This window comes from Streptomyces sp. NPDC029169, from assembly GCF_055563935.1.
The window spans coordinates 18,354-45,174 of record NZ_JBVHXA010000026.1 but is presented as its reverse complement, the minus strand read 5'-3'; the positions used below and the strand labels follow the sequence as shown (position 1 = coordinate 45,174).

Sequence of the window (26,821 nt, the reverse complement as noted above, 5' to 3'; positions counted from 1 at the left end):
CGGAGCAAGGAGGCGGTGGCCAAGGGGACTTGACGCCCGGCTAGCGTCCGGGCGTGAATCGAACACGATCAAGACGCCGGTCGCGCGCCGGCGCGTTCCTGGCCTCGCTCACCTCCTTCGTCTCCGTCCTCGGCCTCGCCGCCGCGCCACCCGCCGCGGCGAGTGGCGTGGCGCTGTCCGACGCGAACCGCATCGGCACGCAGCAGGTCCTCTTCCGGTCCGGGACCGCCGGCTACGGCTGCTTCCGGATACCCACCCTCGTACGGACGAAGTCGGGCGCCCTGCTCGCGTTCGCCGAGGCACGCACCTCCCCCTCGTGCTCCGACCGGGGCCCCATCGCCACGGTGATGCGCCGCTCCACCAACGACGGGCGCACCTGGGGCCCGATGCGGGTGGTGCTCAAGGGCAACGAGACCGATCCCGAGGCGCCGCACGTCCGGGGCAACGCCTCGCCCATCGCCGACCTCGTCACCGGTGACGTCTTCCTGCTCTCCAACTCCGAGAAGCCGATCCCCACGCACGGCGAGTGGCGCAAGTCCTGGGTGCAGAAGAGCAGCGACGACGGCCTCACGTGGGGCGCCCCGCAGCCGGCCCCGCGGCTGACCGACGGCACCGGCTGGTTCGGCACCGGCCCCACCCACGGCATCCAGCTGAAGGAGGGCCCGCATGCCGGGCGGCTCCTTGTCGGCGCGTACGAGCGGGTCAGCGGCACCGACGCCCGGATCGGCGTCCTCTACAGCGACGACCACGGGGCGACCTGGCAGCGCAGCGGCACGGTCAACTCGTACGCGGAGGACGCGAGCGGCACCCCGACCGCCAAGCCCGGCGAGCCGACGGTCACCGAGCTGCCTGGCGGACGGGTGTACATCAGCGCCCGCAGCCCGTACAGCGCGGGCCACCGGATGCACACCATCAGCGAGGACGGCGGCACCACCGTGCCGAAGCTGACCCTCACCAGCGGCTGGACCGGCCCGGACGTCAACGGCTCGGTCCTCACCCCGGCCCGGACCTATCGCACCGCGCCCGGCGACCTGCTGCTCATGTCCGCTCCGGCGCACCCCACGAACCGCCAGGAGATGCGGATCCGCTACTCCACGAACAACGGCTCGACCTGGACCGAGGCGACCGGCGGCCTGGTGAGCACGGCGGCGACGGACCGGGCGGGCTACTCGGATCTCGCCGAGCTGTCCGAGGGCGAGTTCGGCCTGCTCTACGAGGGCGGCCCCAGCTTCTCGGCCGAGAACATCTACTTCAACCGCTTCCGCGCGTCGGAGCTCCAGCTGCCGACGACGGTCACGCACCTGGGCTCCGCGCTCCCCCAGCCGACCCCGGCCGCCGGGCGGACGACCCCGGACACAGCGGCCGAGGCGAACGACGGCTACCTCGGCTCCGGCGCCGTCCTCGGCTCCGGCACGCTCGGGCAGGGCCTCGTCCTCGACGGCGTCAACGGTTACGCCGACCTGCCGTACACCCCGTCCCTCGACCCGGGCGCGGACGACGTCACGTACTCCCTGTCCTTCAAGTACGACGCGACGGCGAGCACCCCGCAGCAGGCGCTGTTCTGGGCGTACGGGGTGGGCTCGACGAAGCCGCAGGTGTGGGTGCGGGCACAGCCCGGCCAGAATCGGATCTACGCCTGGGTGCAGGGCACGACAGGTACCGGGACGGCGACGCTGGCGGGCCCCGACCCGGCGAAGCCCGCGTTCGGCGACGGCCAGTGGCACCACCTGACGCTGGTCCGCTCCGGCGGCACGGTCACCCTCCAGGTGGACGGCGGGCAGCCGGGCACACAGCAGGGCCTGGTCGCGGGCGCGCTGGCGGGCCCGCGCACCGACAACCCGCTCGGCGTCCGCCTCGGCGACAAGCCGATCGAGGACCAGCCGGGCACGCCCACCGACGGTTTCACCGGCACGATCGACGAGTTCCGGCTCCACCGCACGGCCCTGACACAGGCACAGCGCGACCAACTGCGCACCACGACCGCGGCCGCCGTCGCCCCCGAGAAGCTGGCGGCACACCTGCCGTTCCAGGTCGTCGACACCGCCGACACGGCCTCGCTGCGGACCACCCGCATCCAGGACGACGTGTCCGGACACTGCGCCGACGGCACCGTACTCGGCACCACGTCGACGGAGAGCGCCCTGGCCGCCGGGCGGATCGGCTCCGGCGCGCTCGTCGTGAACACCGGGCTGCCGGGCGTGGAGGTGCCGTACGTCCCCGCCCTGGACAACGGCACGGGCGACTTCACCTTCTCGCTGTGGTTCCGCTACGCCGCCACCGTGGACACCAAGGACGCCGCGCTGATGTGGGCGTACGGCTCCACGACCGGCCTGCCGTCCCTGTGGGTGCGCGCGAAGCCCTCGCTGGACAAGCTGACGGTACGGGCGGAGACGGCCGCCGGCCCGGTCGAGATGGACCTGCCGGACCCCCGGACGGACCGCAGGGCGTTCGGCGACAACGCCTGGCACCTGCTCACCCTGACCCGCAGCGCCGGCCAGGCGCCGGGCTCCCGGCTCACGATGGGCGTCGACGGCATCGACGCGGGCGCCGCCGGGGCGCAGGTGGTGTCCGAGGACGGCCTGTCCGGCTCGTTCACGGAGGGCATCGCCACACCCGAGGGCTTCCGGGTCGGCTCCAAGCCGACCGGCACGGACGTGCTGACCGGTGAGCTCGACGACTTCCGCTACTACAAGCGGGCGCTGAGCGCCGCCGACGTCGCCGACATCCTCGACACGCCGTCGGGCGGGTGGAGCGCCCCGAAGGACCCGCACCTGTGGTGGTCCATGGAGCCGGGCAACACCGAGCAGCACCTCGTCATGCGGCCCGCCGACGACGCGTCCACACGGGCAACGCCCGATGCCTCCGTGCACTGCGGCCACGCGTATGTGCGCGGCGGGGCGACCGCCTCGGCCACGGGCGCGAAGTTCGGCCGCAGCCTCGGCTTCGACGGCACCGACGACGCCGTGGAGCTGCCGTACGGCGACGCGAAGGCGCTGGGGGCCGGGGACTTCACCGTGGCTGCCTGGGTGCGCTACCGGTCCGACCAGAACACCACTCCGGTACTGGCCTGGGCGTACGGCGTGGGCGGCGGCGAGCGCCAGTTGTGGATCCGGGCCGTGCCCGCCGAGAACAAGGTGACGGCGCTCTTCCAGACCGACGCGGCGACAACCACGCTGGAGGTCACGGCCCCGCAGGGCACGGTGTTCGGCGACGACACCTGGCGCCATGTGGTGCTGCGCCGTCAGGGCTCCGACCTGACCCTGTCGGTCGATGCCACGAGCAGCGTGAAGCAGGCGCCGGCGGGCTCGGTGACGTACGACGACGGCTTCGACGTCCGGGGCTTCCAGCTGGGCGCCCGGCCGAACGGCGGCACCGTCGACCGGCTGAGGGGCTCGATGGACGAGTTCACGCTCGTCCGCAGAGCCCTGTCGGACGCCGAACTGGCCGCGATGCGCTCGGCGGACACCCCCGCTGCGGCGGACACGGCGACGGCGGTCCGCCTGCCGTTCGACACGGTGACGGCCCAGGGCGCGTACGCCCGTATGTGACCGCGCGCCGTACGGGGGGGCAACACTCGGCTCCCCCGTACGGCGTGTCCGGCGCCGGGCCGGTCTCAAACCGCCCCGACACACCGTCAACCGGATTCGGTAGCTCAAGAGAACCTCTGATTCCTATGGAGGTTTCCAGCGGGTCCCATCCGATCGATCAGCGATCCGGAATTGTGTCTGCCGCTCGTCAAGTGACATGACGCCGACAAGATTCCGGGAGGGATTTTGCCAACAGGGATACCGCAACAGTCGAGTTCGCGCAGATCGACCGGGCAGCGGCTCCGTCTGATCGCCGGCGCGCTCGCCGCCGTACTCGCAGCCGAGACCGCCGTGGTCGTCGCCACCACCGGCCAGGCCGTCGCACTCTCCTCGCAGCAGCCCACCGTGCGCACCGCCGCCGCGGACGCCGCGGCCAAGGGCCCCGCCGTGGCTGAGGACGAGGCGTCCGCCCGGCTGATGGCGCGGCTGCAGAAGCGCAGGATCGAGGTCCTCTCGGCTCGCACCGAGACCTCGGCCACCTATGTGCTGCCCGACGGGCAGATGCAGACCGCCGTGTACGCGGCGCCGGTCCGCGTCAAGCGCGACGGCGGCTGGCAGGACATCAACACCACCCTCGCGGACGCCGGCGCCGATCTGAAGCCCCGGACCGCGACGGCGGACATCGCCGTCTCGGACGGCGGCGACACCAAGCTCGCCTCCGTCGCCCGCAGCGGACGCAGCTTCGCGATGGGCTGGGAGGAGAGGCTGCCCACGCCGAAGCTGAAGGGGGACACCGCCGCGTACGACCTCGGCGGCGGCGAGACGCTGACCGTCAAGGCGCTGCCCCAGGGCTTCTCGCAGAACGTCCACCTGGCCAAGGCGCCCACGAAGCCCGTCAGTTACCGCATACCTGTCGAGGCCAAGGGGCTGAAGCTGTCCCAGGCGTCCAGCGGGAGGCTGCTGCTCAAGGACTCCGCGGGCAAGCTCGTCGCCGAGGCGCCCGCGCCGATGATGTGGGACTCCTCCAAGGACCCGCGCTCGGGCGAGTCCAAGCACCTGGCCAAGGTCCCGGTGAAGATCGAGACGGCGAAGGACGGGAAGCAGACCCTCGTCCTGACGCCCGACCCGAAGTACTTCACCCAGGACCTGACCTACCCGGTCACGGTCGACCCGACCTCCACGCTCGCCGTCTCCACCGACACCTGGGTGGCCACCAACTACCCCGACTCCCAGGTGTCCTCGGACGAGCTGAAGTCCGGCACGTACGACGGCGGCACCACCAAGGCCCGCGCGTACCTGAAGTTCGACGTGTCGGCCTTCAAGGGCAAGGTCATCAACGACACCAACCTTGGCCTCTACTCGTACTACTCGTCGACCTGCTCGACCACCGGCTCCGGCACCCAGGTGCGGCGCATCACCGGTGACTGGAGCTCCTCCACGATCACCTGGGCCGCGCAGCCGGCGACCACCGACGTCGGCGCGATCACCAACACCGCCGCCAAGGGCTACAACTCCACCTGCCCGGCCGGCACCGTCGACTTCGACATCGACGCGATCGTGCAGGCGTGGGCCGACGGTCAGCCCAACTACGGTCTGCAGGTCCGGGGCGTCAGCGAGACCGACTCGCTGACCTGGCGGCGCTACCGCTCGGCGAACTACGTCAGCGGCGACCACGCCCAGGAGCCGCACCTGACGGTCACCTACGACTCGTACCCGGGTACGCCGACCGCCTCCGCGATCTCGCCGTCCGCCGTCAACGCGTACAACGGCATCCGGTACGTGACGTCGGTGAACCCGACGCTGTCCGCGAAGGTCACCGACCCCGACGGCGCCACGGTCCGGGCTCAGTTCGAGATCACCCCCGACCCCGCGTACAACGAGACGACGTACACGTACACGGGCACCAGCGCCGCCGTGGCCTCCGGGTCGACCGCGACGCTGACCATCCCCACGACCAACTCGCTGCCGTCGGGCCCGAAGCTGCGCTACCGCGTACGGGGCTACGACGGGACGTTCTACGGCCCGTGGACCGCGTACATGCCGTTCGGCGTGAACACCGCCAAGCCGGCCGCGCCCACGATCAGCTGCGAGACGTACGCCAAGGACACCTGGACCGCTCGCGTGAGCGGCGGGGTGACCTGCACCCTGGACACCTCCGCCACGGACGGCCAGGGCTTCCTGTGGGGTCTGGACGACAGCAACCTGCCGAACCGCGTGGACGACACGGTCAACGGCACCGGCGGCGACCCGCTGACCATCTCGGTCGACCCGGCCGACGGCTGGCACACTCTGCGCGCCAAGACCGTCGACTCCGGCGGCAACCTCTCCACCACCGTCACCGAGTACGCCTTCGGCGTCGGCGCCGACGGTGCCGCCGTCCTCTCTCCCGCGGACGGTGACGACACGGCGCGCCGCGTCTCCCTGGAGGCCAAGGGCAAGGCCGAGTACACCGGTGTGACGTACGAGTACCGGCGCGGCGAGACCGACGCCTGGAAGACCGTGCCGGCCGCTCAGGTGACCACCACCTCGGGCGGGGCCGTCAGCTGGCCCGCCACGGTCACCTCCGGCACCGCCCCTCCGCTGGTGTGGGACGCGGCCACCTCGCTGGCCGAGGACGGCGTGCTCGAACTGCGGGCCGCCTTCGACGCCGGCACGACCACGAAGTACTACTCCCAGGTCGTCGAGATCACCCTGGACCGGCAGGCGGGCAACGCGCCGAGCCTGGAGGTGGGCCCCGGCACGGTCAACTCGCAGACCGGCGACTTCACCTTCAGCGACACCGACGCGGAGGTCTTCGGGCTGTCCGTCGAGCGTGCGCACTCCTCGCGCCAGCCGGTGGCGGAGGACGTCCAGGAGGGCCAGGCCGCGATCTTCGGCCCCAACTGGTCCTCCGGTGTGGGCGCCGAGGACGCGGGTACCGACTGGACGGTGCTGCGCAAGACCTCGGCCACCTCGGTCGAGATCCTGGACTCCGCCGGCATCGCCACCGCCTTCACCGCGACCAGTGGCGGCGGCTGGAAGGCCGAGTCGGGTTCCGAGGACCTGACCCTGACGGGCTCCCTGACCAGCACGTTCACCCTGAAGGACACCAACGGCACCGTGAGCGTCTTCCGCAAGGTCGACGCGGCGGCGACGTCCTGGACGCTGGCCACCACCGCCCTCTCGGTCGACGACTCCACCACCACCGTGGTCTCCGAGAAGGTCACCGTCGGCACCGAGGTCCAGTCCCGTCCGAAGTACCTGATCGGCTCCACCCCGGCGGTCGACGCGGCCACCTGCCAGGCCACCCCCGCCACCAACGGCTGCCGCGTCCTGGAGTACGTGTACGCGTCCTCCACCACGGCCACGGCCACCGTGTTCGGCAACTACGCCGGGCAGGTCGCGCAGATCAAGCTGTGGGCCACCAGCCCCGGCGCGACCGCGGCCACGGCCGAGACCGTCGCCCAGTACGCGTACGACACCTCCGGGCGTCTGCGCGAGGTGTGGGACCCGCGGATCAGCCCCGCGCTGAAGACCGCGTACGGCTACGACACCGCCGGCCGGCTCACCACGCTCACCGAGCCCGGCGAACTGCCGTGGACGCTGACCTACGGCAAGGCGGGCACCGCGGTCACCGCGGGCGAGGGCATGCTCCTGAACGCCTCGCGGCCGACCCTGCAGCAGGGCAGCGCCACGGTGACCGACGGCGGCAAGGCGACCACCACGGTCGTCTACCAGGTGCCGGTGTCGGGTTCCACCGCCCCGTACCAGATGGACGCGGCCGCAGTCGCCGCCTGGGGCCAGAGCGACGCCCCGGTCGAGGCCACCGCCGTCTTCCCGGCGGACCAGGTCCCCGCCTCCAACGTCGGCACCTCGCTGACCGCGAGCTCCTACAAGCGGGCGACGATCGTGTACGCCGACGCGTCGGGCCGTGAGGTCAACACGGCGCAGCCGGGCGGCCACATCGACTCCGTCGACTACAACCAGTACGGCTCCGAGGAGCGCTCCCTGACCGCGGGCAACCGGGCTCTCGCGCTCGGCGCCACCGACGCGGCCAAGGCGGAGCTGACGCGGCTCGGCATCATCGGCGCCACCGTCGCCGAGCGCGCCGAGCAGCTCTCCACTCGCACCGTGTACAGCGCGGACGGGCGCCGTGAGACCGAGGAGTTCGGCCCGCTGCACCTGGTCACCCTGGAGCGCGACCTGGCCGGGGGCACCAGCGCGGGGACACTGCCCGCGGGCACCGAGCTCCCGGCTCGTACGCACACCGTCAACACCTACGACGAGGGCCGTCCCGCCGGCTCGGCGACGCAGGACCTGGTGACCACCGCGGTCACCGGTGCCGCCGTGCAGGGGTACGCCACCGACGCCGACCGCCGCACCACGGCGACCGGCTACGACTGGACCTCGGGCAGGCCGACCAGCAGCGTCGTCGACCCGGCCGGTCTGAAGATCACCACCACCACGGCGTACGACGCCGCGGGTCGCAAGACGAAGGAGACCTCGGGCCGTTCCACCGGCACCGACGCCCTGACCACCCTGACCGAGTACTGGACGGCGACCGGCACCGGTGTCTGCGCGGGCAAGCCCGCCTGGGCCGGTCTGGTGTGCCGCACCCGCCCGGCCGGGGCGATCACCGGCGGCGGCACCCACCCGGCCGAACTGGTCACCAAGACCTACGGCTACGACCGCTGGGGCACGGTCGCCACGGTCACCGAGACCGCCAACGGCGCCACCCGCACCACCACGGTCACCACCGACGCGGCGGGCCGGCAGACCAAGTCCGCCGTCACCGGCGGCGTGGGCACCGCGGTGCCCGAGGCCACCACGGTCTACGACCAGCAGAACGGCGAGGTCGCCTCGCAGACCGCCGCCGCGGCCACCGTGGCGTACGGCTATGACACGCTCGGCCGCCGGATCAGCACCACCGACGGCAGCGGAAACACCGTCACCACGGCGTACGACGCCCTGGACCGGCCGGTGACGGTCTCCGACTCGGCGCCGTCCACGAAGACGTACGCCTATGACACGGTCGTCGAGCCGCGCGGTCTGGCCACCAAGGTGACCGACTCGGTCGCCGGGGCCTTCGCCGCCACCTACGACGCGGACGGCGAGCTCGCCACCGAGTCCCTGCCCGGCGGCGTCACGCTGACCGTGGACCGGGACCCGGCGGGCAACACCACCGCCCGCAGGTACGCGGCCGCCGACGGCACGGCCCTGCTGTCCGACACCACCGGACACACCGCGCACGCGCAGCAGGCCGGGCACAACCAGTCCGACGGCACCGCCACGTCCACCGCGTACACCTATGACGCGGCGGGGCGGCTCGTGACCGCGAAGGACACCGCGGACGCCCTCTGCACCCGCAGGTCCTACGCGTTCGACGCCAACAGCAACCGCACCGGCCTGACCACGGCCGACTGCTCCGAGGGAGGAACCGCCTCCACCACCACCTCGCACACGTACGACAGCGCCGACCGGATCGTCGACGGCGGCTACGCCTACGACGCGTTCGGCCGTACCACCGCGACGCCGGCCGGTGCCCAGCTGACGTACTACGCCAACGACCTCGTCCAGAGCGAGACCGTCGGCGACCGCCGCCAGACCTGGAACCTCGACGCCACCGGCCGGCTGGCCGCGTGGACCGTGGAGACCAAGGGCACGGACGGCGTCTGGACGCAGACCGAGTCCAAGAGGCACCACTACGGCACCGGGGACAACCCGACCTGGACCGCCGAGGACACCCAGGGCACCGTCACCCGCTATGTCAACGGGCTCAGCGGCCAGCTGACCGCGACGACGAACAAGACCGGCGGGCTCGTCCTGCAGCTGCTCAACCTGCACGGCGACGTCTCGGTGCAGCTCCCCGCGGACACCACCCAGGCGCCCGTGGTGCTGCGCACCGACGAGTACGGCAACAAGGCCGAGGGCGCGACCACCGCGCGGTACGGCTGGGTCGGCGGCCACCAGCGCTCCTCGGAGACGCTGAGCGGCTCCACGCTGATGGGCGTCCGCCTCTACTCGCCGGCCACCGGCCGCTTCCTCCAGCCCGACCCGGTTCCGGGCGGCTCGCTCAGCCTCTACGCGTACCCCGGCGACCCGGTGAACGCGCAGGACCTGGACGGCCAGCGCTGGAAGAAGAAGAAGGTCTGGCACGTCAAGAAGAAGAAGGCCAAGAAGCTGGCCCGCGCCCTCAAGGCGGGCGCGCGCCTGGTGTCGGCCTTCGGCCGGATCGGCCTGACCATGCCGGCCTTCTGGGCCAAGATCGCCGGTCTGGCACTGGAAGCCATCGGCGGCGCGATGCGGTGGTTCGCCACCGAGATCCAGATCAAGAACGCGATGCCCAAGAGCAAGGGCGTCAAGATCACCGTCGGGATCTGGCAGCACAGCGGGTTCTGGTCATGGGTGATGTACCCGAAGATCAAGGTCAACCGCTGGAAGAAGAGGTAGCGGGCTGAGGGGAGGGGGTCGGCAACTCCGGCCCCCTCCCCGTGCCCTTCCCCCGTACCGTCCGGGTTGTCCCGGACTTCCGGAAGCGAGGACGACTCAGTGATCGTGTTCCAAGCCGCTTTCCTCCTGCTCCTGGCCGCCCAGGCCGTGCTGGTCGTGCGGCACGGCCGCGGCTGGCGGCTGGAGTCCGCCGTCACCGCAGGCTTCGCCCTGGCCTTCTTTCTGCTGCCGCCCGAAGGCAGCCCGCACCTGATGGAGACGGCGGTCAGGGTGTACGTGGCGGTGGGCGTCGCCCCACTCGTGGAGAAGGCCTTCCGCAAGGCCGGCACCGCACGCAAGGCCCTCGACAACCCCCGCTCCCCGCACTTCTGGGCGGCGGCAGCGGCCTGCGCACTGCTCGCCGCCCTGGTCGCGCGCGTTCCGCTGTAGCGGACCCCGCTGTTACAGCACCGGCAGGTTCTTCCGCAGCTCGAAGGCCGTCACCTCGGAGCGGTACTCCTCCCACTCCTGCTTCTTGTTGCGGAGGAAGAAGTCGAAGACGTGCTCGCCCAGCGTCTCCGCGACCAGTTCGCTCTTCTCCATCAGGGTGATCGCCTCGCCCAGGTTCTGCGGCAGCGGCTCGATGCCCATCGCGCGGCGTTCCGCGTCCGAGAGGGCCCAGACGTCGTCGTCGGCGCCGGCCGGGAGTTCGTAGCCCTCCTCGATGCCCTTGAGGCCCGCCGCGAGGAGGACCGCGTAGGTCAGGTAGGGGTTGGCGCCGGAGTCGATGGAGCGGACCTCGACGCGCGACGAGCCCGTCTTGCCCGGCTTGTACATCGGGACGCGGATCAGCGCCGAGCGGTTGTTGTGGCCCCAGCAGATGTACGAGGGGGCCTCGCCGCCCGCGCCCGCGCTGCGGGCCGAGCCGCCCCAGATGCGCTTGTAGGAGTTGACCCACTGATTGGTGACGGCCGAGATCTCGGCGGCGTGCTTCAGCAGGCCGGCGATGAAGGAGCGGCCCACCTTGGAGAGCTGGTACTCCGCGCCCGACTCGTAGAACGCGTTCCGGTCGCCCTCGAAGAGGGAGAGGTGGGTGTGCATGCCCGAGCCCGGGTACTCCGAGAACGGCTTCGGCATGAACGTGGCCTGCACGCCCTGCTCAAGGGCGACCTGCTTCATGACCAGGCGGAAGGTCATGATGTTGTCGGCCGTGGACAGCGCGTCCGCGTAGCGGAGGTCGATCTCCTGCTGGCCCGGCGCGCCCTCGTGGTGGCTGAACTCCACCGAGATGCCCATGGATTCGAGCATGGTGATCGCCTGGCGGCGGAAGTCCATGCCCACGTTCTGCGGGGTGTGGTCGAAGTAGCCCGAGTTGTCCGCGGGGGTGGGGCGGCTGCCGTCCAGCGGCCGCTCCTTCAGCAGGAAGAACTCGATCTCGGGGTGGGTGTAGAAGGTGAAGCCCAGGTCCGAGGTCCTGGCCAGGATGCGCTTGAGGACGAAGCGGGGGTCCGCGAAGGACGGGGAGCCGTCCGGCATGAGGATGTCGCAGAACATCCGGGCCGTGCCCGGGGCCTCCGCGCGCCAGGGCAGGATCTGGAAGGTGCTCGGATCCGGCTTGGCGATCATGTCGGACTCGTATACACGGGCGAAGCCCTCGATGGCGGAGCCGTCGAAGCCGATCCCCTCGTCGAACGCCTGCTCAAGCTCGGCGGGCGCCACGGCCACCGACTTCAGGAAGCCGAGTACGTCGGTGAACCACAGCCGCACGAACCGGATGTCACGCTCTTCCAGCGTCCGGAGCACAAATTCCTGCTGCTTGTCCATTTCCACACCCATCTTTGCTGGTCAGGCCGCCTGTTCCCACCGCCTCGGGCACATCGGGGGGCACCTGAGCATCCCACCACATGGTTTCGCGCACGTTGCACACCCATAGTGCCTGCTCGGGTGTGACTCAGGTAACGCGGGAGCGGCCGATTCCGTGCGTCTGTTCTCCCCACAGTTCCCCCGGATCCCCACTTCCGGCCCATGGGCCACTACGATCTCCGCCCATGGAGGGGCCTCAGGTCGCACACCTGTCCCGGCGCGCGCGTCCCATGGCACTGGCGAGTGCCGTGGCGACGCTCCTCGCCGCGCTCTTCGTCTGTCTCGGTGCCGGTGACACGACCCCGGCCGCCGCCCACAACGGGTCTCCCCGGGCGCATCACAGGACCGCCGTGGACGAGGTGGACGAGTTCGTCTGTCCTTACGACCGCGGCGACTGCTCCCTCTTCCCCTCGCTGAGCCCCGCGGTGCTCACCGCGCCGCCGCTCGACCCCCCGCCGCACGCGGAGGGCCGGCTCCCGGGTCCCGTAGCGGCGCACGAGGCCGGCCGGGAGCCCCGCCCCGGCGCGCAGCCCCGCGCACCGGACCTGCACGTCCTTCAAGTACTGCGGACGTAGCCGGCGGGCCGCATCCACCCGCCCGCCCCCGGCTCACGCCCGACGCCTGACGCCACCCCACATCCGAGAAGGACGACATCACCATGGCCGCCAACCGCACCGCCACCGCCGACCGCCGCGCCCGAATAGAGGAGATGCGCCGCGCCGAGCAGGCCCGCGAGCGCCGCAACCGCTTCATCACCATCGGCGTCTCCGCCGTGGTCGTCCTGAGCCTCGTCGGCTTCGGCGGATACGTGCTGAACGAGCAGTCCGAGAAGAAGGAGCAGAAGGAGGCCGCCGCGAAGGCCCCCATCAAGGACGAGAAGTCCTGGGACGCCAAGAAGCTCGGCCGCAACCACGTGACCACCCCGGTCACGTACGAGATGAAGCCCCCGGTCGGCGGTGACCACGACCAGGTCTGGCAGAACTGCGACGGCGACGTCTACACGACGAAGATCGCCGAGATGAACGCCGTCCACGCGCTGGAGCACGGCGCCGTCTGGGTCACGTACAGCAAGAAGGCCGCGGAGGCCGATGTGAAGGCGCTGGCCGAGAAGGTCGGGAAGACCCCGTACACGCTGATGAGCCCGGTCGACGACCAGACCGGCGCGATCATGCTGAGCGCCTGGGGCAAGCAGGTGACCGTGGACAGCGCGAGCGACCCGCGGGTCGACGCCTTCTTCACCAAGTACGTCCAGGGCCCGCAGACCCCCGAGCCGGGTGCGGCCTGCACCGGCGGCATCGGAGCGGCCCAGTGAGGCTGACCCGCACGCACGGGGCCTCGATCACCGCCGTCGTCCTCGCGCTGCTCTTCGCCGGGGGCGCCGTCACGGTCGCCTCCGCCGAGCGGGAGGAGACGCCGGCCCTCCCCGCGTCGGACTCGGCGGACGCGGGCTTCGCCCGTGACATGGCCGTCCACCACCAGCAGGCCGTCGAGATGTCGTTCATCGTCCGGGACCGCACCGACGACGAGGAGGTGCGCCGGCTGGCGTACGACATCGCCAACACCCAGGCCAACCAGCGCGGCATGATGCTGGGCTGGCTGGACATGTGGGACCTGCCGAAGGTCGAGTCGGGCACCGCGCCGATGGCCTGGATGGGCATGTCCGGGCACGGCGACTCCGGTCCGCTCGACGGGGCGCTGATGCCGGGCATGGCGACGAAAACCGAGCTCGACCGGCTACGGAAGGCCAGTGGCAAGGAGGCCGAGATCCTCTACCTCCAGCTGATGACCGACCACCACAAGGGCGGGGTGCACATGGCCCAGGGCTGTGTGGACCGCTGCTCGGTGGACCTCGAGCGGAAGCTCGCGCAGGGCATGGTCGACGCCCAGCAGTCCGAGATGGGGCTCATGGCGGACCTGCTGAAGGCGCGGGGCGCGAAGCCGCGCGCCTGAGAGCCCGGCGGCCGGTGCGACGGCCGGTGCCACGGCCCCCGTGATCCCAGCGGTCGCGGGGGCCGCTCCGTACGCGCACAATGGGTGACGCTCGGGGACGTACGTACAACGACGTTCTACGGAGGTACGCACCCCATGACCACGGCCAAGGACATCATGCACTCCGGTGCCAAGTGGATCCCCCGCCACGAGACGCTCGACCGTGCCGCGCAGATGATGCGCGACCTCGATGTGGGCGCGCTGCCGATCGCGGACGAGAACGAACGGCTCTGCGGCATCCTCACGGACCGTGACATCGTGGTGAAGTGTATTGCCATGGGCCACGACCCGGCGAAGGTCACCTGCGGCGAGCTGGCCGAGGGCACCCCACGCTGGATCGACGCGGGCTCCGATGTCAGCGAGGTCCTGGACGAGATGACGAGCCACCAGATCAAGCGGCTTCCCGTGATCGAGAAGAAGCGGCTGATCGGCATGATCAGCGAGGCCGATCTGGCGCAACACCTGGACGACGAACAGATCAAGGAGTTCTGCGCGCGCGTCTACACAGCGCACTGATCCTGTTTCAGAACCGCCCGGGCCACCGCGTCCGGACGGTCCAGCATCATCAGATGGCCCGACGGCTCGACCGCCTCGTAGCGGGCGTCGAGCCGGCGGGCCAGTGCGCGTTGACGGCGCGCCCAGCGGGCGGACCCGCCGGGGGCGGCGAGGACGGTGACGGGGAGGCCAGGCTGCAGCGGGAACCGCGCGCGCAGGGCGAGGAGTTCGGCCGCGACCGCGCGGTAGTGGGTGTTCTCCAGGAGTGCGCCGTGCAGCACCCGTGAGGTGGTGTAGCAGCGGCGTACGAGTGCGTCGGGTGCCGGGTCCCCGCCCGTGGCGCGGGAGAGCCGTACGGTGGCGCGGCGGACGGCCGGGCCGAGGGCTGCCGGGGCCCCGGCGGCCGAGAGCAGGGTGCCGAGGCCTCGCGCGGCGGCGGTGCGCAGGGCCGGGGCGGCGGGGGTACGGGCGTGCTCCTCGACGGAGGAGTCGACCAGCACGATCCCGGTGGTGCGGGCCGGGTGCAGCCGGGCGAAGGCCTCGGCGTGGAAGCCGGCGATGGAGTGACCGACGACGGTGGCGGGTCCGGGCGGTCCGGGCAGGGACAGCGCGTCGAGGAGGCCGGCGATGCGGTGGGCCTCGCCCGTGGCGCTGGGCGGGACGGCGGCCGGGGCGGAGAGTCCGTGGCCGGGGCGGTCGAAGCGGACGACCGTGTGGTGCGGGGCCAGCAGCGGGACGACCGGGTCCCAGTCGAACCAGCTCATGCCGAGGCCGGCGCTCAGCACACAGACGGGCCCCGAGCCCTCCACGACGACGTGGTGGGCGACGCCCCCGACCCGTACGAACACGCTCACGCTCTCTTCCTGCTCTTCCTGGCGACGGAGAAGGCGAGTACCGCGAGCCAGACTGCCACGAGGAGGACCTGGAGCCGCTGCCCGGCCCCCAGCGACCAGGTGCCCACGCCGGACTCGTACGCGACGACGGCGGCCAGGGTCCAGGCGGTGGCGGCGAGTTCGAGGACGACGAGGGCGGGGCCGGCACGGGCGAGGGGCCGCCAGATCCCGTACCGGCGGGCGGCGAGGGTCAGGGCGACCATGGCGGCCAGGGCGCCCGCGATGGCGAGGCTGGAGCTGACGGCGTGCGCGGTATGGCTCGCCGGGACGAGCCCGGCGGCCTCGCGCGCGGCGCACTCCGGGTCGGCGGTGGGCGCGCAGCTGAGCGGCAACCGCGAGTCGGCGGCGGTGGCGACCCCGAAGACCCCGAGGGCGCCCCACCCGACGAGGACGAGACGTCGTCGCCTGGGGCGCGGGGCGGGCCCCCGGTGGGGCCCCGACTCCCGGCGGGTCCCCGGCTGCCGGCGCCGGCCCGACTCCCCGCGGGTCCCCCAGAACGCCGTCGCTGCCGCCACGACGACGAGGAGGCCGGCGGCGAGGTCGGTCGCACGGAAGAGGGGGCCGAGGGGCTGGTCGGCTGCGGCGAGTTCGGAGACGTACGTCCGGAGCGGGTCGAGCCCGGTCCGCACGACGGCTTCGAGGAGCCAGGCGGTGTACGCGAGCGCGCCGAGCACGAGAAGGACGGCGGTGGCTCGCGCGGCGCTCTCGGCCCGAGAAGGGGACATAGTGGTACGGATGCTATGCGGACGCCGCTGCGACGCACCTGTCGGGGGGTGGACCCGACGCGGTACGGACACCGGTTGGGACCGGGGAGACGAAGTAGTCCCGTACACCCCAGGACACGGGACATAGCGTCGGTCTGACGATTACACTGGGCGGCGTGCCTCAACTACGCCTCGCTCTGAATCAGATCGACTCGACCGTCGGCGACCTCTCCGGCAACGCCGAGGCGATCGTCCACTGGACCCGGCACTCCGCCGAGCAGGGCGCGCATCTGGTCGCGTTCCCCGAGATGGTGCTGACCGGCTACCCCGTCGAGGACCTCGCTCTGCGCCCGTCCTTCGTCGAGGCGTCCCGGGCCGCCCTGTGGGCGCTCGCCCGGCGCCTCGACGCGGAGGGTTTCGGGGAGCTGCCCGTGATCGTCGGCTATCTCGACCGTTCGGACCGGGCCGAGCCCCGGCTCGGCCGGCCCGCCGGCTCCCCCGAGAACGCCGCCGCCGTGCTGCACCGCGGCGAGGTGGTGCTGCGCTTCGCCAAGCACCACCTCCCCAACTACGGCGTCTTCGACGAGTTCCGCTACTTCGTCCAGGGCGACACCATGCCGATCATCCGGGTCCACGGCGTGGACGTGGCCCTCGCGATCTGCGAGGACCTGTGGCAGGAGGGGGGCAGGGTGCCGGCGGCCCGCAGCGCCGCCGCCGGGCTGCTCGTGTCGGTCAACGCCTCGCCGTTCGAGCAGCACAAGGACGACACCCGCCTCGAACTGGTCCGCAAGCGCGCCCAGGAGGCCGGCTGCACGACCGCATACCTCGCGATGATCGGCGGCCAGGACGAGCTGGTCTTCGACGGCGACTCGATCGTGGTCGACGCGAACGGCGAAGTGGTCGCGCGCGCCCCGCAGTTCTCCGAGGGCACGGTGATCGTCGACCTCGACCTGCCGGCCGCCTCCCCCGACGCCCCGACGGGCACCGTCGACGACGGCCTGCGGATCGACCGGGTGATCCTCTCCGAGGAGCCGCTTCCCGCGTACGAGCCGGAGCTGACCGGCGGTTACGCGGACCGGCTCGACGACGACGAGGAGGTGTACTCGGCGCTGGTCGTGGGCCTGCGCGCGTACGTCGCGAAGAACGGCTTCCGTTCGGTCCTCATCGGCCTGTCGGGCGGTATCGACTCGGCGCTGGTCGCCGCCATCGCCTGCGACGCGGTCGGCGCGCGGAACGTGTACGGCGTCTCGATGCCGTCCAAGTACTCCTCGGAGCACTCGCGCGGCGACGCGGCCGAACTGGCCCGCCGTACCGGCCTCAACTTCCGTACGGTGTCGATCGAGCCGATGTTCGACGCGTACATGGGCGCGCTCGGCCTCACCGGTCTCGCCGAGGAGAACCTGCAGTCGCGGCTGCGCGGCACGATGCTGATGGCGATCTCCAACGAGGAGGGTCACCTCGTCCTCGCGCCGGGCAACAAGTCCGAGCTGGCGGTGGGGTATTCGACGCTGTACGGCGATTCGGTGGGCGCGTACGGACCCATCAAGGACGTCTACAAGTCGACCGTGTTCCGGCTTGCGCGCTGGCGCAACCGGGCGGCCGAAGAGCGCGGCATGACCCCGCCGATCCCGGAGGCCTCGATCACCAAGCCGCCGAGCGCCGAGCTGCGCCCGGGGCAGGTCGACACCGACTCGCTGCCGGACTACGAGGTCCTGGACCGGCTCCTCGCGCTGTACGTCGACCGCGACCAGGGCAAGGACGCGATCGTCGCGGCCGGCTTCGACGAGGAGCTGGTGACGCGGACGCTGCGGATGGTGGACGTGGCGGAGTACAAGCGGCGCCAGTACCCGCCGGGCACCAAGATCTCGGCGAAGGGCTTCGGCAAGGACCGCCGCCTGCCGATCACGAACCGCTGGCGGGAGTCCCCGAGTCACTGACGGCCGGGCTTGTCCTGCGGCGGAGTGCCCGTCAGAGTGCGATGCGCGCGGCGATCGGCAGGTGGTCGCTCTTCGTCTCCGGCAGGGTCCACGAGGACAGCGGCTCGACGCCCTTCACGAGGATCTGGTCGATCCGCGCCATCGGGAACGAGGCCGGCCAGCTGAAGCCGAAGCCGTCGCCCGACGCGCCCTGCGTGGAGCGCATCTGGGCGGTGACGGCGTTGAGGGAGCGGTCGTTCATGGTGCCGTTGAGGTCGCCGAGCAGGACGACCCGCTCGTGCGAGTCGGCGGCGATGGCCTCGCCCAGCAGATTCGCGCTGTTGTCGCGCTGGTTGGCGGTGAAGCCCGCGTTCAGCTTGACCCGCACGGACGGGAGGTGGGCGACGTACACCGCGACCTGGGCCTTGGGCGCGGAGACGGTGGCGCGCATCGCCCGGGTCCAGCCCATGCCGATGTCGACGGGGCCGACGCCGTGCAGCGGGTACTTGCTCCACAGGCCGACCGTGCCCTGCACGGAGTGGTACTTGTACGTGTCGGCCAGGCCCTTCTCGTAGACCGGGACCATCTCGCCCTTGAGCTCCTCCAGGGCCACGACGTCCACGCCGGACTCGGCGATCTGGCGGGCGGTGCCCTCGGGGTCTGGGTTGTCGGCGTTCACGTTGTGTGTGGCCACGGTGAGGTCGCCGCCCGGCTCCGACTTGTCGGTGATCAGCCCGCCGAAGAGGTTCGCCCAGACCACGGCAGGCAGGAGCAGGGCGATCAGCGCGGTCGCGGAGCGCCGCAGCAGGGCCAGGAGCAGCAGAACCGGGACGAGGACGCCCAGCCAGGGCAGGAAGGTCTCGCTGAGGCTGCCCAGGTTGCCGATCCGGTTGGGGATCTCGGCGTGGAAGACCATCAGGAGGGTGAGCAGCACCGCGCAGCCTGCCAGGACGATGCCGCGGCGCCAGATGCCCCGGTCGCCGCGCAGGCGGTCGAGCGCCGATCGGAACCGGGATCCGGAGCGCTCGTCCCCGGCGCCGCCGTTCTCGGTCTCCGCCATGTCCACCCGCGCCATCACTCAGTCCTCACTGCCTTGCGTCGTGCTGCCGTGCCCTGTACTGCCTTGCGCTGTACTGCCTTGCGCTGTACTGCCTTGCTCCGTGACCCGACGTCGACACTAGGTGATGCCGGGCCCCGCCGTACTGCCACGAGGGACGACAGCGCGGTGCGGCGGGTTCCGGAAGGTTGTGCCCGGCGGGGTGGCTGTGACAGAACGCGCACATTCGTACGTACGCCCCGAATTTTTCTGCCGCCGTGATGTGACCCGTGGTGTGAGCCGTGATGTGAGCCGTGATGTGACCCGTGCTGTGAGCCGCGCCACTTCGGCCCACTTCCCGAGCCGCCGCGGGAGGTGCCACCATGGACGTGGTCCGGGGACGCCGTCAGGGCGCCTCGAGATGACGAAGGAGCCGTTCACCATGACGCTTCAGGCTGCCCAGAAGCAGTCCCCCGACAGCAGCAAGGCGCTGTACGGAGGCAAGGGCACGCGCCGCATCACGGTCCACGACATCGCCGCCGCCAAGACCCGTGGCGAGAAGTGGCCCATGCTCACCGCCTACGACGCGATGACCGCGTCCGTCTTCGACGAGGCCGGCATCCCGGTCGTGCTCGTCGGTGACTCCATGGGCAACTGCCATCTCGGGTACGACACCACCGTGCCCGTCACGATGGACGAGATGACGATCCTGTCCGCCGCCGTCGTACGGGGCACCAAGCGCGCCCTCGTCGTCGGCGACCTCCCCTTCGGCTCGTACCAGGAAGGGCCCGTCCAGGCCCTGCGCAACGCGACCCGGCTCGTCAAGGACGCGGGCGTCGGCGCGGTCAAGCTGGAGGGCGGCGAAAGGTCTCTGCCGCAGACCGAGCTGCTCGTCCAGGCCGGCATCCCGGTCATGTCCCACCTGGGCCTGACCCCGCAGTCCGTCAACACCATGGGCTACCGGGTGCAGGGCCGCAGCGACGAGGCCGCGCACCGGCTGCTCAGTGACGCCAAGGCGGCCCAGGACGCGGGCGCCTTCGCCGTCGTCCTCGAACTCGTACCGGCCGAACTGGCCGCCGAGGTCACGCGCTCCCTGCACATCCCCACCATCGGCATCGGCGCCGGCCCTGACACCGACGCGCAGGTCCTGGTCTGGACCGACATGGCCGGTCTGACCGGCGGCAAGGTGCCGCGCTTCACCAAGCAGTACGCGAACCTCCGCGCGACCCTCGGCGACGCCGCCCGGGCCTTCGCGGAGGACGTCACCGGCGGGGCGTTCCCCGCCGAGGAGCACACCTTCCACTAAGACCTGATCCGCAGTTCACCAGAGGGTGAGCTGTGGACTGCACGCGGTGCGGGGACCGGGCTTTCCGGCGTGGTCGCGCACGGGGCGCGTCTCATCCGGGGTTGCTCGGTTCCGCTGTCCGGCGGTTCGGGGAGCAGAGGTCCCACGGCGTTGCCGTGGGACTGCCACGCGACCCGACCGCCGGGGCGGTTTCGGGCTCGGTGTGGTTGACTCCCTCAGCGCTTCTTCCAGCGCTTCTGCATAGGTGATCTGGGCGTTCCTGGACGCGGTGGTGTCCAGGTACGCGGTCTTCGGGTCGTCCACGTCGTGGAAGCGGACGAAGGCGGCGAAGGCGGCGGACACGAGGTCGCGCTTGCCGACGAGGCCGCACGCAGGGCACTTGTGCTCACGGTCGCGGAGCGTCTTGTGTACGCGCTCGCCGCACAGGCAGTGCTGGGACAGGGCCGTTGACCAGGTGGAGGCCCGTACCAGGCGGCCCCCGGCTGCTTCGCACTCGACCTTGAGGGCGGAGATCAGCATCCCCGGCGTGGTCTGCGACAGGCGCTTGCCCCACAGCCGGTACCACGTGCGGATGTCGCAGTCCTCCACGACCAGCATTGGGCCGTGGACGGCGACGATCTCACGGGCCACCAGGCGGGCGCGGTGGCGGCGGTGCTCGGCGAGCGACGCGGCGGCTTCGGCCTGTCGGGCGCGCTGGTCGCGGTAGTTGGCGGAGAGCCGGTCTCGGCGGTACGCCTGCTTCGGCACTCCATCGGAGCGTGCATCGCGGGCACCGCCGGGCACGGTGACGGCCTTGGGCTCCTGGCCCTTGGCGGCGCGGCGATCGGCTCGGCGCTGCTGCTTCTTCGACAGCCCGTACTGTCCGGCGTTCGTCGCCCTCCGGGAGCGCTCCAGCGCCCTGGCCCGGCCACGCCGCTTCTTCGCGGCCTTCTCCAGCCGCGTCCGCTCGGCGTCGGTCAGCATGATCTCGGTGGACTCGGGCTTCCCGCCGTCGAGTGCTGCGGGGAAGGAGACGATCGACAGGTTCGAGACGTTGCCGTCCACGCCGCCGATGCGGTCGAGCCGGGCGGCCTGGTCGCGCATCTCCCGTACGGCCGGGGATGCGTATCCGGGGCCGAGCACCATCAGGTGTGCCTCGTATGCCCAGCCACCGGGCGCGGACGCCTTGCGGCGGCGTACGAGGTCCACTTTGTGCCAGCGGCCGGGGTTGTCGAGGAAGTGCTCCACCCGTGCCCACTGCCCCTTGCCCTGGGGGATGCGGACGGTGAGGACGAGGTCACCGCGCTTGCCGTCGGGACCTCCGGCGAAGACGACGGCGAGGGGGCCGGTGTGGTCCCACCAGTTCGCCCGGCGGGCGCCCTTGTCGGTGGGCACCTTGCCGTCCGGCTTGACCGGCTTGGGCATCGTCCGGGGTTGCATCAGCGTGTGCCGGCCGCCGTCGGTGTAGGCCATGACGTGGCCGTGGAGGCTGCCGACCAGGCGGAACGTCTCCCACTTGTTCTCAGTCGTGTGGGAACGGGCGCGGCCCGGAATCCGGGTGAAATCGTGCCGGCGGCCGACCCTTGGCCGTCCGAAGCGCTGTCCGATGGCGTCGGGGAACAGGTGCCGGGACACGCCGTTCCACACCTCGTCCGCCATGTGCATGGCCAGGGCCTTGGAAGCGTGATGCTTCAGGTGCCCCGAGTCTTCCAAGTGCCTGTACGCGCACCGTTCCAGCGCTTCGCGTGAGAGGCCGAGGCGCTGCCGTGCGGCCTTCGCCCCGTGCTCGTTCCGCTCGTGGAATGCGCCCCAGTACGCGTCGACCTTGGCGCGGGCATCCCGCTGAACGGCCCGCTTGAGCGACCACATCGCCCCGAACAGGTTCTCCAGCCGGGCGAGGTCGGCGATGTCGGTGACGGTCAGCGGCAGCACGATCACGGAGACCTGCCCGTCGCCTGGCTTCTTCCACTTCGGGGCCTTGTTCTTGCCCCGGATCTTCCGCGTCTGGGCAGCCTGCATCGCGCGTCACCCCCGTTGCGACGTGCTCACTTACGGTACATCATCGGGTGGCACGGGTCCCGGATACGCAGACGCTCGGCAGGCGCCGGAAGACTCAAGACCGCCCAGCGCGTCTACAACCTCAACAACAACCGCGCCGCGCCGACACCGCCGACGCGGCGACACGATCAACGACACCACCCGCGCCGTCGCGGTGCTCCACAACCTCAAGATCGACTATGCGTCATTTGGGAACAGCTCTTAACTTGTTCTTTATGGCTTGAGTCGGTTTCGTTCGGTGATGCTCTCTGGTCGTTTCACGGTTTTACCCACGTCGTAACGGGTGGCGGGCCGCCGGCTTTTCGAGCCAAGTGGCCTGCCGGGTCCGGGGGTTGAGGGTTTTGGCGCGCGGGTCGGGCAGGCAGGTGCGGGCGGAGGTTCCGAAACCCCCGGCGGACTCGGGCCGGGGTGAGTCGGCCGGGCTCGGCGGGCTTCTCCCACGGCCGCCGCAAGTCGGCGGCGGCCTCGCGCAGAAGGCGGATCTGGGTGTGGGCGGTGGTGATCAGCAAGGTCCGGCGCTCGCCGGCCTTGGGGGTTCGCAGCTTCGGGCGGTCCACCCGAGGGTCTGTTTCATCAGCCGGAAGGTGTGCTCCAGGTCGAAGCGCCTCAGGAACGCCCGCCAGCGCACGTCGACGTCCTCGCAGTTCAGGCCACTGGCGAACGACCACAGCCAGAGCGGCAGCGGGTCTCCTCCACCGGGCAGCCGGTCGACCTGGAGGCGGATCAGCGTGCCCTCGATGATGGGGAGTTCGCCGGTATGGTCGATCCAGGTGGAGCGGGTGGTCAGGCGCGGGTGGATACAGTCCCAGGCCATCGCGCGGGTGGTGCCGTATCGGTCGGTGACCTGCGTCGTGGCCGCGTCCGGCTCGCCCCAGGTGTCCGGCTTGGCGAAGCGGAACGCCTTGCCGTGCTTGGGCGGTCGCCCGCCCTGGGGGTAGGCCAGGGCGTACTCCTTTAGTGAGGGCGTCGGCCGTCGCATGACGCGGTCGGAGCGCATCCGTCCCAGCACCTCGACCGGGAGGCCGTTGAGGAGGTGGGCCATGCGTGGGGCGTCGTAGCCGGCGTCGAAGACGATGAGGATGTCGCGGTCGCCGACGTGCCAGCGGCCCATCTCGATCAGCTCGGTGACCACCCGGCGGAGCTGGGAGGCGGTGGCCTCGGCGACGTCGTCCTCGGGTCCGAGGCGGACGGCATCCAGGGAGCTGGCACCAGGACGTCCGGCCCGATTCGAGGGCGGCGACGAACGAGTACGGCCAGCCAGGGATGAACTGGTCCGAGGAGCGTCCGCTGCGGCCGTAGACGTGGCAGAACAGGCGATCCGCGCTGGTCGGCGCGTCGGGGCGGAGAGCCAGTTGCTGACGTCGACGGCCAGGACCAGGCGCCCGTCGGCGGCTCGCAGCGCATCGGCAGACCGGCCAGCACCTGCCGCAACCGGGGTACGTCCACGTTCCCGTGGTTCAGCGCCTCGTACATCGCACCGTGCCCACGCAGGTGCTCGGGCCACCAGCGTCAGATCCACCGGCGACGTCACCGGGCCGTCCGCGCACAGCAATGCGTCCACGAGCTCGAACAGCTCGTCCCCGCGCACGGTCAGGCAGTCGAATAGGTCCTCCCGGAAGCGTGACGCTTGCGCGAACGCTTCCCCGGGACCGGCGTCAGGCAGCAGACTCACCTTCACGGCCTTCGTCTCGATCGGTTGCACCTTGGTCGGAGCACATGATCAGACGAAGGCCGCCCCAGCGTCCCGCGAATGCCCAGCTGGCCTACCCAGTTCGATACGCCGTTCGAAGTCAGTCAGGCAGCGCCACGGTGAGATCCACCTCGACGAGCTGTCCTGGAAAGCCCAGCTGGGCGACGCCCAAGAGCGTGCTGGCGGTGGTGAATGCCGGACCCAGGGCAGACTCGGTGAGCCGACGCCATGCGGCTCCGAGAATGTCCCTCTCATTGCTTCGCACGTAGATCACTGACCGCACCACATGTTCAGGCTGGGCACTCACCGCTGCCAGGGCAGTGAGCGCGTTCGCGACAAGCTGGTCGACCTGCGTCTCGAGGGAACCGGAACCGACGAGGTCACCATTCCGATCAAGCGGGCACTGCCCCGCCAGATAGGCGGTACGGCCTGCCTCCACCACGGTGATGTGGTGGTAGCCGGGTGTCTCATGCAGCTGCTCGGGGTTGATGCGGGTGATCTTCTCAGTCATGTCAGCGAGTCTGACCAGCGTGGTGCCAGCACGCACCGCATTTTCTCCACCGGCAAGCATTCCGCAGTCACGTGAGGTTAAAGAACAAGCTTAAAGCGTGTTGCAGAAGGCCGCGACGCGGGCATTTCACTTGTATGGGCGGGGTGTTGAGGGCTGGGTCGTTGTGGGTGGAGACGTTCACGTTCGGGTGCTCGCCGGTGCCCGGTGTTCCGGGTCATTCAGCGGCTGCGGCCGCTGCTGGCGATCGAGCCGGCCACCCGCCCCCGCCGACGCAGTCGAGCGACTGTGGGTCGTGGACGGCACCCTGGTCCCGATGTGTGACCCGCACGCCTCGCCCGAATGAAGCACTACAAGATCCTCCGCGACTGCCGGCAACGCGGCACCGGCCTCCACCACGCGGTCCAAGCCGTCGCCCACATGCACAACATCGCCCTCGCCGCGTGATCAGACCAGCCGCAACCCCGCTCTGACCTGCCAGATCACGGCCTTCTGCAACACGCTTCAGCCATCGCGGTACCACCGACAGCCCGCCGACATCCCCCATCGGCGGGCTGTCGGTCATCTGTCGGCGGATTGTCAGTGGCGGCTGGTCTCATGGGGGCCATGACGCGATCCGAACACAACGCCGTCGAGGTACGAGGCCTCGTGAAGCACTACGGCGAGACGAAGGCCCTCGACGGGGTCGACCTGGACGTCCGGGAGGGTACGGTCCTCGGCGTGCTGGGACCTAACGGCGCCGGCAAGACCACTCTCGTCCGCTGCCTGTCCACCCTGATCGTCCCGGACTCCGGGACCGCCACCGTCGCCGGCTACGACGTGGTGAAGCAGCCCCGCCAGCTCCGCCGCACGATAGGCCTCACCGGCCAGTACGCCTCGGTCGACGAGAAGCTGTCCGGCTGGGAGAACCTGTACATGATCGGGCGGCTGCTCGATCTCTCCCGCCAGGACGCCCGGCGCCGCGCCGACGAGCTCCTGGAACGCTTCTCGCTCACCGAGGCCGCCAAGCGCCCCGCGATGCAGTACTCCGGCGGTATGCGCCGCCGGCTCGACCTCGCCGCGTCGATGATCGGCCGCCCGGCCGTCCTCTACCTGGACGAGCCCACGACCGGCCTCGACCCGCGCACCCGCAACGAGGTCTGGGACGAGGTGCACAGCATGGTCGCCGACGGCGTGACCGTCCTGCTCACCACCCAGTACATGGAGGAGGCCGAGCAGCTCGCGAGCGAGCTGACGGTCATCGACCGGGGCAAGGTCATCGCCAACGGCAAGGTCGACGAGCTCAAGGCCCGGGTCGGGGGACGCACCCTGAAGGTCCGCCCCGTGGACCCGGCCGACCTGCCCGCCATGTCGGCGGAGCTGCGCGAGTCCGGCCTGGACGGCATCGCCGGCTCGACGGTCGTCCCCGACGAGGGCGCGCTGTACGTGCCGATCCTCAGCGACGAGCAACTGACCGCCGTCGTGGGCCTGCTGGGTGCGCGCGGTTTCGGCATCGCGCACATCGGCACCCATCTCCCCAGCCTGGACGAGGTGTTCCTGGCCATCACGGGCGAGAAGACGTCCGCTTCCGACACGATCCCCGAGGAGGTCGCCGCATGAGCACGACCACTGCCACCCGCACGTCCGCGCCCACGCCGACCCCGGTGAAGCGCGCGCCCGTCGACGAGGGCCGGATCGGCCTGCGGGCCAACCTCCGCCACATCGGCGCCCTGGTGCGGCGCAACGCGCTGCAGATCAAGCAGGATCCGGAGTCGATGTTCGACGCGGTCCTGATGCCGGTCATCTTCGTCCTGCTGTTCGTGTACGTCTTCGGCGGCGCGATCTCCGGCAAGGGCAACAACGACGCGTACGTCAACTACGTGGTCCCCGGCCTGATGGCGATGATGGGCATGAACATCGCCATGGCCGTCGGCACGGGAGTCAACGACGACTTCAAGAAGGGGGTGATGGACCGGTTCCGTACGATGCCGATCGCCCGGTCCTCCGTCCTCATAGCGAAGATCGTCGTCGAGGTCGGCCGGATGCTGATCGCCACCGCGATCCTGCTCGGCATGGGTTTCCTGCTCGGCCTGGAGATCAAGGGCTCGGTCCTCGACCTCTTCGGGGCGATCGGTCTGTCGATGGTGTTCGGCGCCTCGCTGATGTGGATCTTCATCCTGCTCGGTCTCACGCTGAAGACCGCGCAGGCCGTCCAGGGGATGGCGATGCTCGTGCTGATGCCGCTGCAGTTCGGCTCCTCGATCTTCGCCCCGCCGACCTCGATGCCCGGCTGGCTGGAGGCCTTCACGGACTACAACCCGCTGTCGAACCTCGCCGACGCCGCCCGCGCCATGATCAACGGCACACCGGTCGGCGACTCGGTGTGGATGACGCTCGGCTGGGCCGTGGTGATCACGGCTGTGACGGCGCCGCTCGCGGTCGCCAAGTTCCGCAAGAAGACCTGAGCGGT

At 70.9% G+C, this 26,821-nt stretch carries 17 protein-coding genes and 2 pseudogenes; 12 read left to right on the top strand and 7 right to left on the bottom strand.

All coding sequences use genetic code 11. From position 1 onward, the window contains the following. Nucleotides 1–53 precede the first annotated feature (53 nt). The 3 genes from ACZ4VI_RS33390 (at nucleotide 54) to ACZ4VI_RS33380 (ending at nucleotide 10,385) form a co-directional block, all read left to right on the top strand. Nucleotides 54–3,548, top strand: a complete 3,495-nt coding sequence (locus tag ACZ4VI_RS33390) for a LamG-like jellyroll fold domain-containing protein (RefSeq protein ID WP_468005460.1) — start codon at nucleotides 54–56, stop codon at nucleotides 3,546–3,548. 225 nt (nucleotides 3,549–3,773) lie between these two features. Then, nucleotides 3,774–9,956, top strand: coding sequence for a DNRLRE domain-containing protein (locus ACZ4VI_RS33385; protein ID WP_468005458.1), 6,183 nt, complete (start codon nucleotides 3,774–3,776; stop codon nucleotides 9,954–9,956). A 99-nt stretch (nucleotides 9,957–10,055) separates the two neighbouring features. Continuing rightward, a complete protein-coding gene (locus ACZ4VI_RS33380) occupies nucleotides 10,056–10,385 on the top strand; it encodes a hypothetical protein (RefSeq protein WP_468005457.1) in 330 nt (109 codons plus the stop codon). A 12-nt stretch (nucleotides 10,386–10,397) separates the two neighbouring features. Here ACZ4VI_RS33380 and glnA read toward each other — a convergent pair whose 3' ends face one another. Continuing rightward, complete coding sequence (gene glnA, locus ACZ4VI_RS33375) at nucleotides 10,398–11,759, bottom strand: type I glutamate--ammonia ligase (protein ID WP_468005455.1); 1,362 nt, start codon at nucleotides 11,757–11,759, stop codon at nucleotides 10,398–10,400. Nucleotides 11,760–11,983: 224 nt separating this feature from the next. On the opposite strand from glnA, the gene ACZ4VI_RS33370 reads away from it, so the two are divergent. The 4 genes from ACZ4VI_RS33370 (at nucleotide 11,984) to ACZ4VI_RS33355 (ending at nucleotide 14,303) form a co-directional block, all read left to right on the top strand. Beyond that, the gene (locus ACZ4VI_RS33370) at nucleotides 11,984–12,373 is read left to right on the top strand and encodes a hypothetical protein (RefSeq protein ID WP_468005453.1); all 390 of its coding nucleotides are present in this window, start codon (nucleotides 11,984–11,986) and stop codon (nucleotides 12,371–12,373) included. Nucleotides 12,374–12,456: 83 nt separating this feature from the next. After that, the gene (locus tag ACZ4VI_RS33365) at nucleotides 12,457–13,110 is read left to right on the top strand and encodes a DUF3105 domain-containing protein (RefSeq protein ID WP_468005452.1); all 654 of its coding nucleotides are present in this window, start codon (nucleotides 12,457–12,459) and stop codon (nucleotides 13,108–13,110) included. Then, entirely contained in the window at nucleotides 13,107–13,748 is a 642-nt protein-coding gene (locus ACZ4VI_RS33360; protein WP_468005450.1) for a DUF305 domain-containing protein, read from the top strand. Before ACZ4VI_RS33365 ends, ACZ4VI_RS33360 begins: the two co-directional genes overlap by 4 nt. Nucleotides 13,749–13,883: 135 nt before the next feature. Next, on the top strand, nucleotides 13,884–14,303 hold the full coding sequence (locus ACZ4VI_RS33355) for a CBS domain-containing protein (protein WP_468005448.1): 420 nt from the start codon (nucleotides 13,884–13,886) through the stop codon (nucleotides 14,301–14,303). Here ACZ4VI_RS33355 and ACZ4VI_RS33350 read toward each other — a convergent pair. Beyond that, on the bottom strand, nucleotides 14,288–15,136 hold the full coding sequence (locus tag ACZ4VI_RS33350) for an alpha/beta fold hydrolase (RefSeq protein WP_468005447.1): 849 nt from the start codon (nucleotides 15,134–15,136) through the stop codon (nucleotides 14,288–14,290). The two genes, ACZ4VI_RS33355 and ACZ4VI_RS33350, sit on opposite strands and share 16 nt — an antisense overlap. Then, complete coding sequence (locus ACZ4VI_RS33345) at nucleotides 15,133–15,900, bottom strand: DUF998 domain-containing protein (protein WP_468005445.1); 768 nt, start codon at nucleotides 15,898–15,900, stop codon at nucleotides 15,133–15,135. Before ACZ4VI_RS33345 ends, ACZ4VI_RS33350 begins: the two co-directional genes overlap by 4 nt. 155 nt (nucleotides 15,901–16,055) lie before the next feature. Here ACZ4VI_RS33345 and ACZ4VI_RS33340 point away from each other — a divergent pair, with 155 nt between their 5' ends. After that, entirely contained in the window at nucleotides 16,056–17,816 is a 1,761-nt protein-coding gene (locus ACZ4VI_RS33340; RefSeq protein WP_468005443.1) for an NAD+ synthase, read from the top strand. 31 nt (nucleotides 17,817–17,847) lie between these two features. On the opposite strand, the gene ACZ4VI_RS33335 is transcribed toward ACZ4VI_RS33340, so the two are convergent. Then, complete coding sequence (locus tag ACZ4VI_RS33335) at nucleotides 17,848–18,870, bottom strand: endonuclease/exonuclease/phosphatase family protein (protein WP_468005441.1); 1,023 nt, start codon at nucleotides 18,868–18,870, stop codon at nucleotides 17,848–17,850. A 403-nt stretch (nucleotides 18,871–19,273) separates the two neighbouring features. Between ACZ4VI_RS33335 and panB the strand changes: the two genes are divergently transcribed. Next, the gene (gene panB, locus ACZ4VI_RS33330) at nucleotides 19,274–20,137 is read left to right on the top strand and encodes a 3-methyl-2-oxobutanoate hydroxymethyltransferase (RefSeq protein ID WP_468005440.1); all 864 of its coding nucleotides are present in this window, start codon (nucleotides 19,274–19,276) and stop codon (nucleotides 20,135–20,137) included. A gap of 15 nt (nucleotides 20,138–20,152) precedes the next feature. Here the strand turns inward: panB and ACZ4VI_RS33325 are convergent, their stop codons facing one another. The 3 genes and pseudogenes from ACZ4VI_RS33325 to ACZ4VI_RS33315 form a co-directional block, all read right to left on the bottom strand. After that, the gene (locus ACZ4VI_RS33325; RefSeq protein ID WP_468005438.1) at nucleotides 20,153–22,135 is read right to left on the bottom strand and encodes a zinc ribbon domain-containing protein; all 1,983 of its coding nucleotides are present in this window, start codon (nucleotides 22,133–22,135) and stop codon (nucleotides 20,153–20,155) included. 252 nt (nucleotides 22,136–22,387) lie between these two features. Next, a pseudogene (locus ACZ4VI_RS33320) lies at nucleotides 22,388–23,846 on the bottom strand (NF041680 family putative transposase). A 118-nt stretch (nucleotides 23,847–23,964) separates the two neighbouring features. Further along, entirely contained in the window at nucleotides 23,965–24,375 is a 411-nt protein-coding gene (locus ACZ4VI_RS33315; protein ID WP_468005436.1) for a RidA family protein, read from the bottom strand. Between the two features lie 330 nt (nucleotides 24,376–24,705). Between ACZ4VI_RS33315 and ACZ4VI_RS33310 the strand changes: the two are divergent. The 3 genes and pseudogenes from ACZ4VI_RS33310 to ACZ4VI_RS33300 form a co-directional block, all read left to right on the top strand. Beyond that, nucleotides 24,706–24,819: pseudogene (locus ACZ4VI_RS33310) on the top strand (IS5/IS1182 family transposase); the annotation flags it as partial. Between the two features lie 159 nt (nucleotides 24,820–24,978). Continuing rightward, nucleotides 24,979–25,971, top strand: coding sequence for an ATP-binding cassette domain-containing protein (locus tag ACZ4VI_RS33305; RefSeq protein WP_468005434.1), 993 nt, complete (start codon nucleotides 24,979–24,981; stop codon nucleotides 25,969–25,971). Continuing rightward, nucleotides 25,968–26,816 (top strand): ABC transporter permease, encoded by an 849-nt coding sequence (locus ACZ4VI_RS33300; protein WP_468005433.1) that lies wholly within the window; start codon nucleotides 25,968–25,970, stop codon nucleotides 26,814–26,816. Before ACZ4VI_RS33305 ends, ACZ4VI_RS33300 begins: the two co-directional genes overlap by 4 nt. Nucleotides 26,817–26,821: the final 5 nt, after the last annotated feature.

Excerpts from the sequence above, each read along its gene's own strand:
- glnA (WP_468005455.1), bottom strand. The coding sequence starts at position 11,759 with ATGGACAAGCAGCAGGAATTTGTGCTCCGGACGCTGGAAGAGCGTGAC.
- ACZ4VI_RS33370 (WP_468005453.1), top strand. The coding sequence starts at position 11,984 with ATGGAGGGGCCTCAGGTCGCACACCTGTCCCGGCGCGCGCGTCCCATG.
- ACZ4VI_RS33365 (WP_468005452.1), top strand. The coding sequence starts at position 12,457 with ATGGCCGCCAACCGCACCGCCACCGCCGACCGCCGCGCCCGAATAGAG.
- ACZ4VI_RS33355 (WP_468005448.1), top strand. The coding sequence starts at position 13,884 with ATGACCACGGCCAAGGACATCATGCACTCCGGTGCCAAGTGGATCCCC.
- ACZ4VI_RS33345 (WP_468005445.1), bottom strand. The coding sequence starts at position 15,900 with ATGTCCCCTTCTCGGGCCGAGAGCGCCGCGCGAGCCACCGCCGTCCTT.
- ACZ4VI_RS33335 (WP_468005441.1), bottom strand. The coding sequence starts at position 18,870 with ATGGCGCGGGTGGACATGGCGGAGACCGAGAACGGCGGCGCCGGGGAC.
- panB (WP_468005440.1), top strand. The coding sequence starts at position 19,274 with ATGACGCTTCAGGCTGCCCAGAAGCAGTCCCCCGACAGCAGCAAGGCG.
- ACZ4VI_RS33325 (WP_468005438.1), bottom strand. The coding sequence starts at position 22,135 with ATGCAGGCTGCCCAGACGCGGAAGATCCGGGGCAAGAACAAGGCCCCG.
- ACZ4VI_RS33315 (WP_468005436.1), bottom strand. The coding sequence starts at position 24,375 with ATGACTGAGAAGATCACCCGCATCAACCCCGAGCAGCTGCATGAGACA.
- ACZ4VI_RS33305 (WP_468005434.1), top strand. The coding sequence starts at position 24,979 with ATGACGCGATCCGAACACAACGCCGTCGAGGTACGAGGCCTCGTGAAG.
- ACZ4VI_RS33300 (WP_468005433.1), top strand. The coding sequence starts at position 25,968 with ATGAGCACGACCACTGCCACCCGCACGTCCGCGCCCACGCCGACCCCG.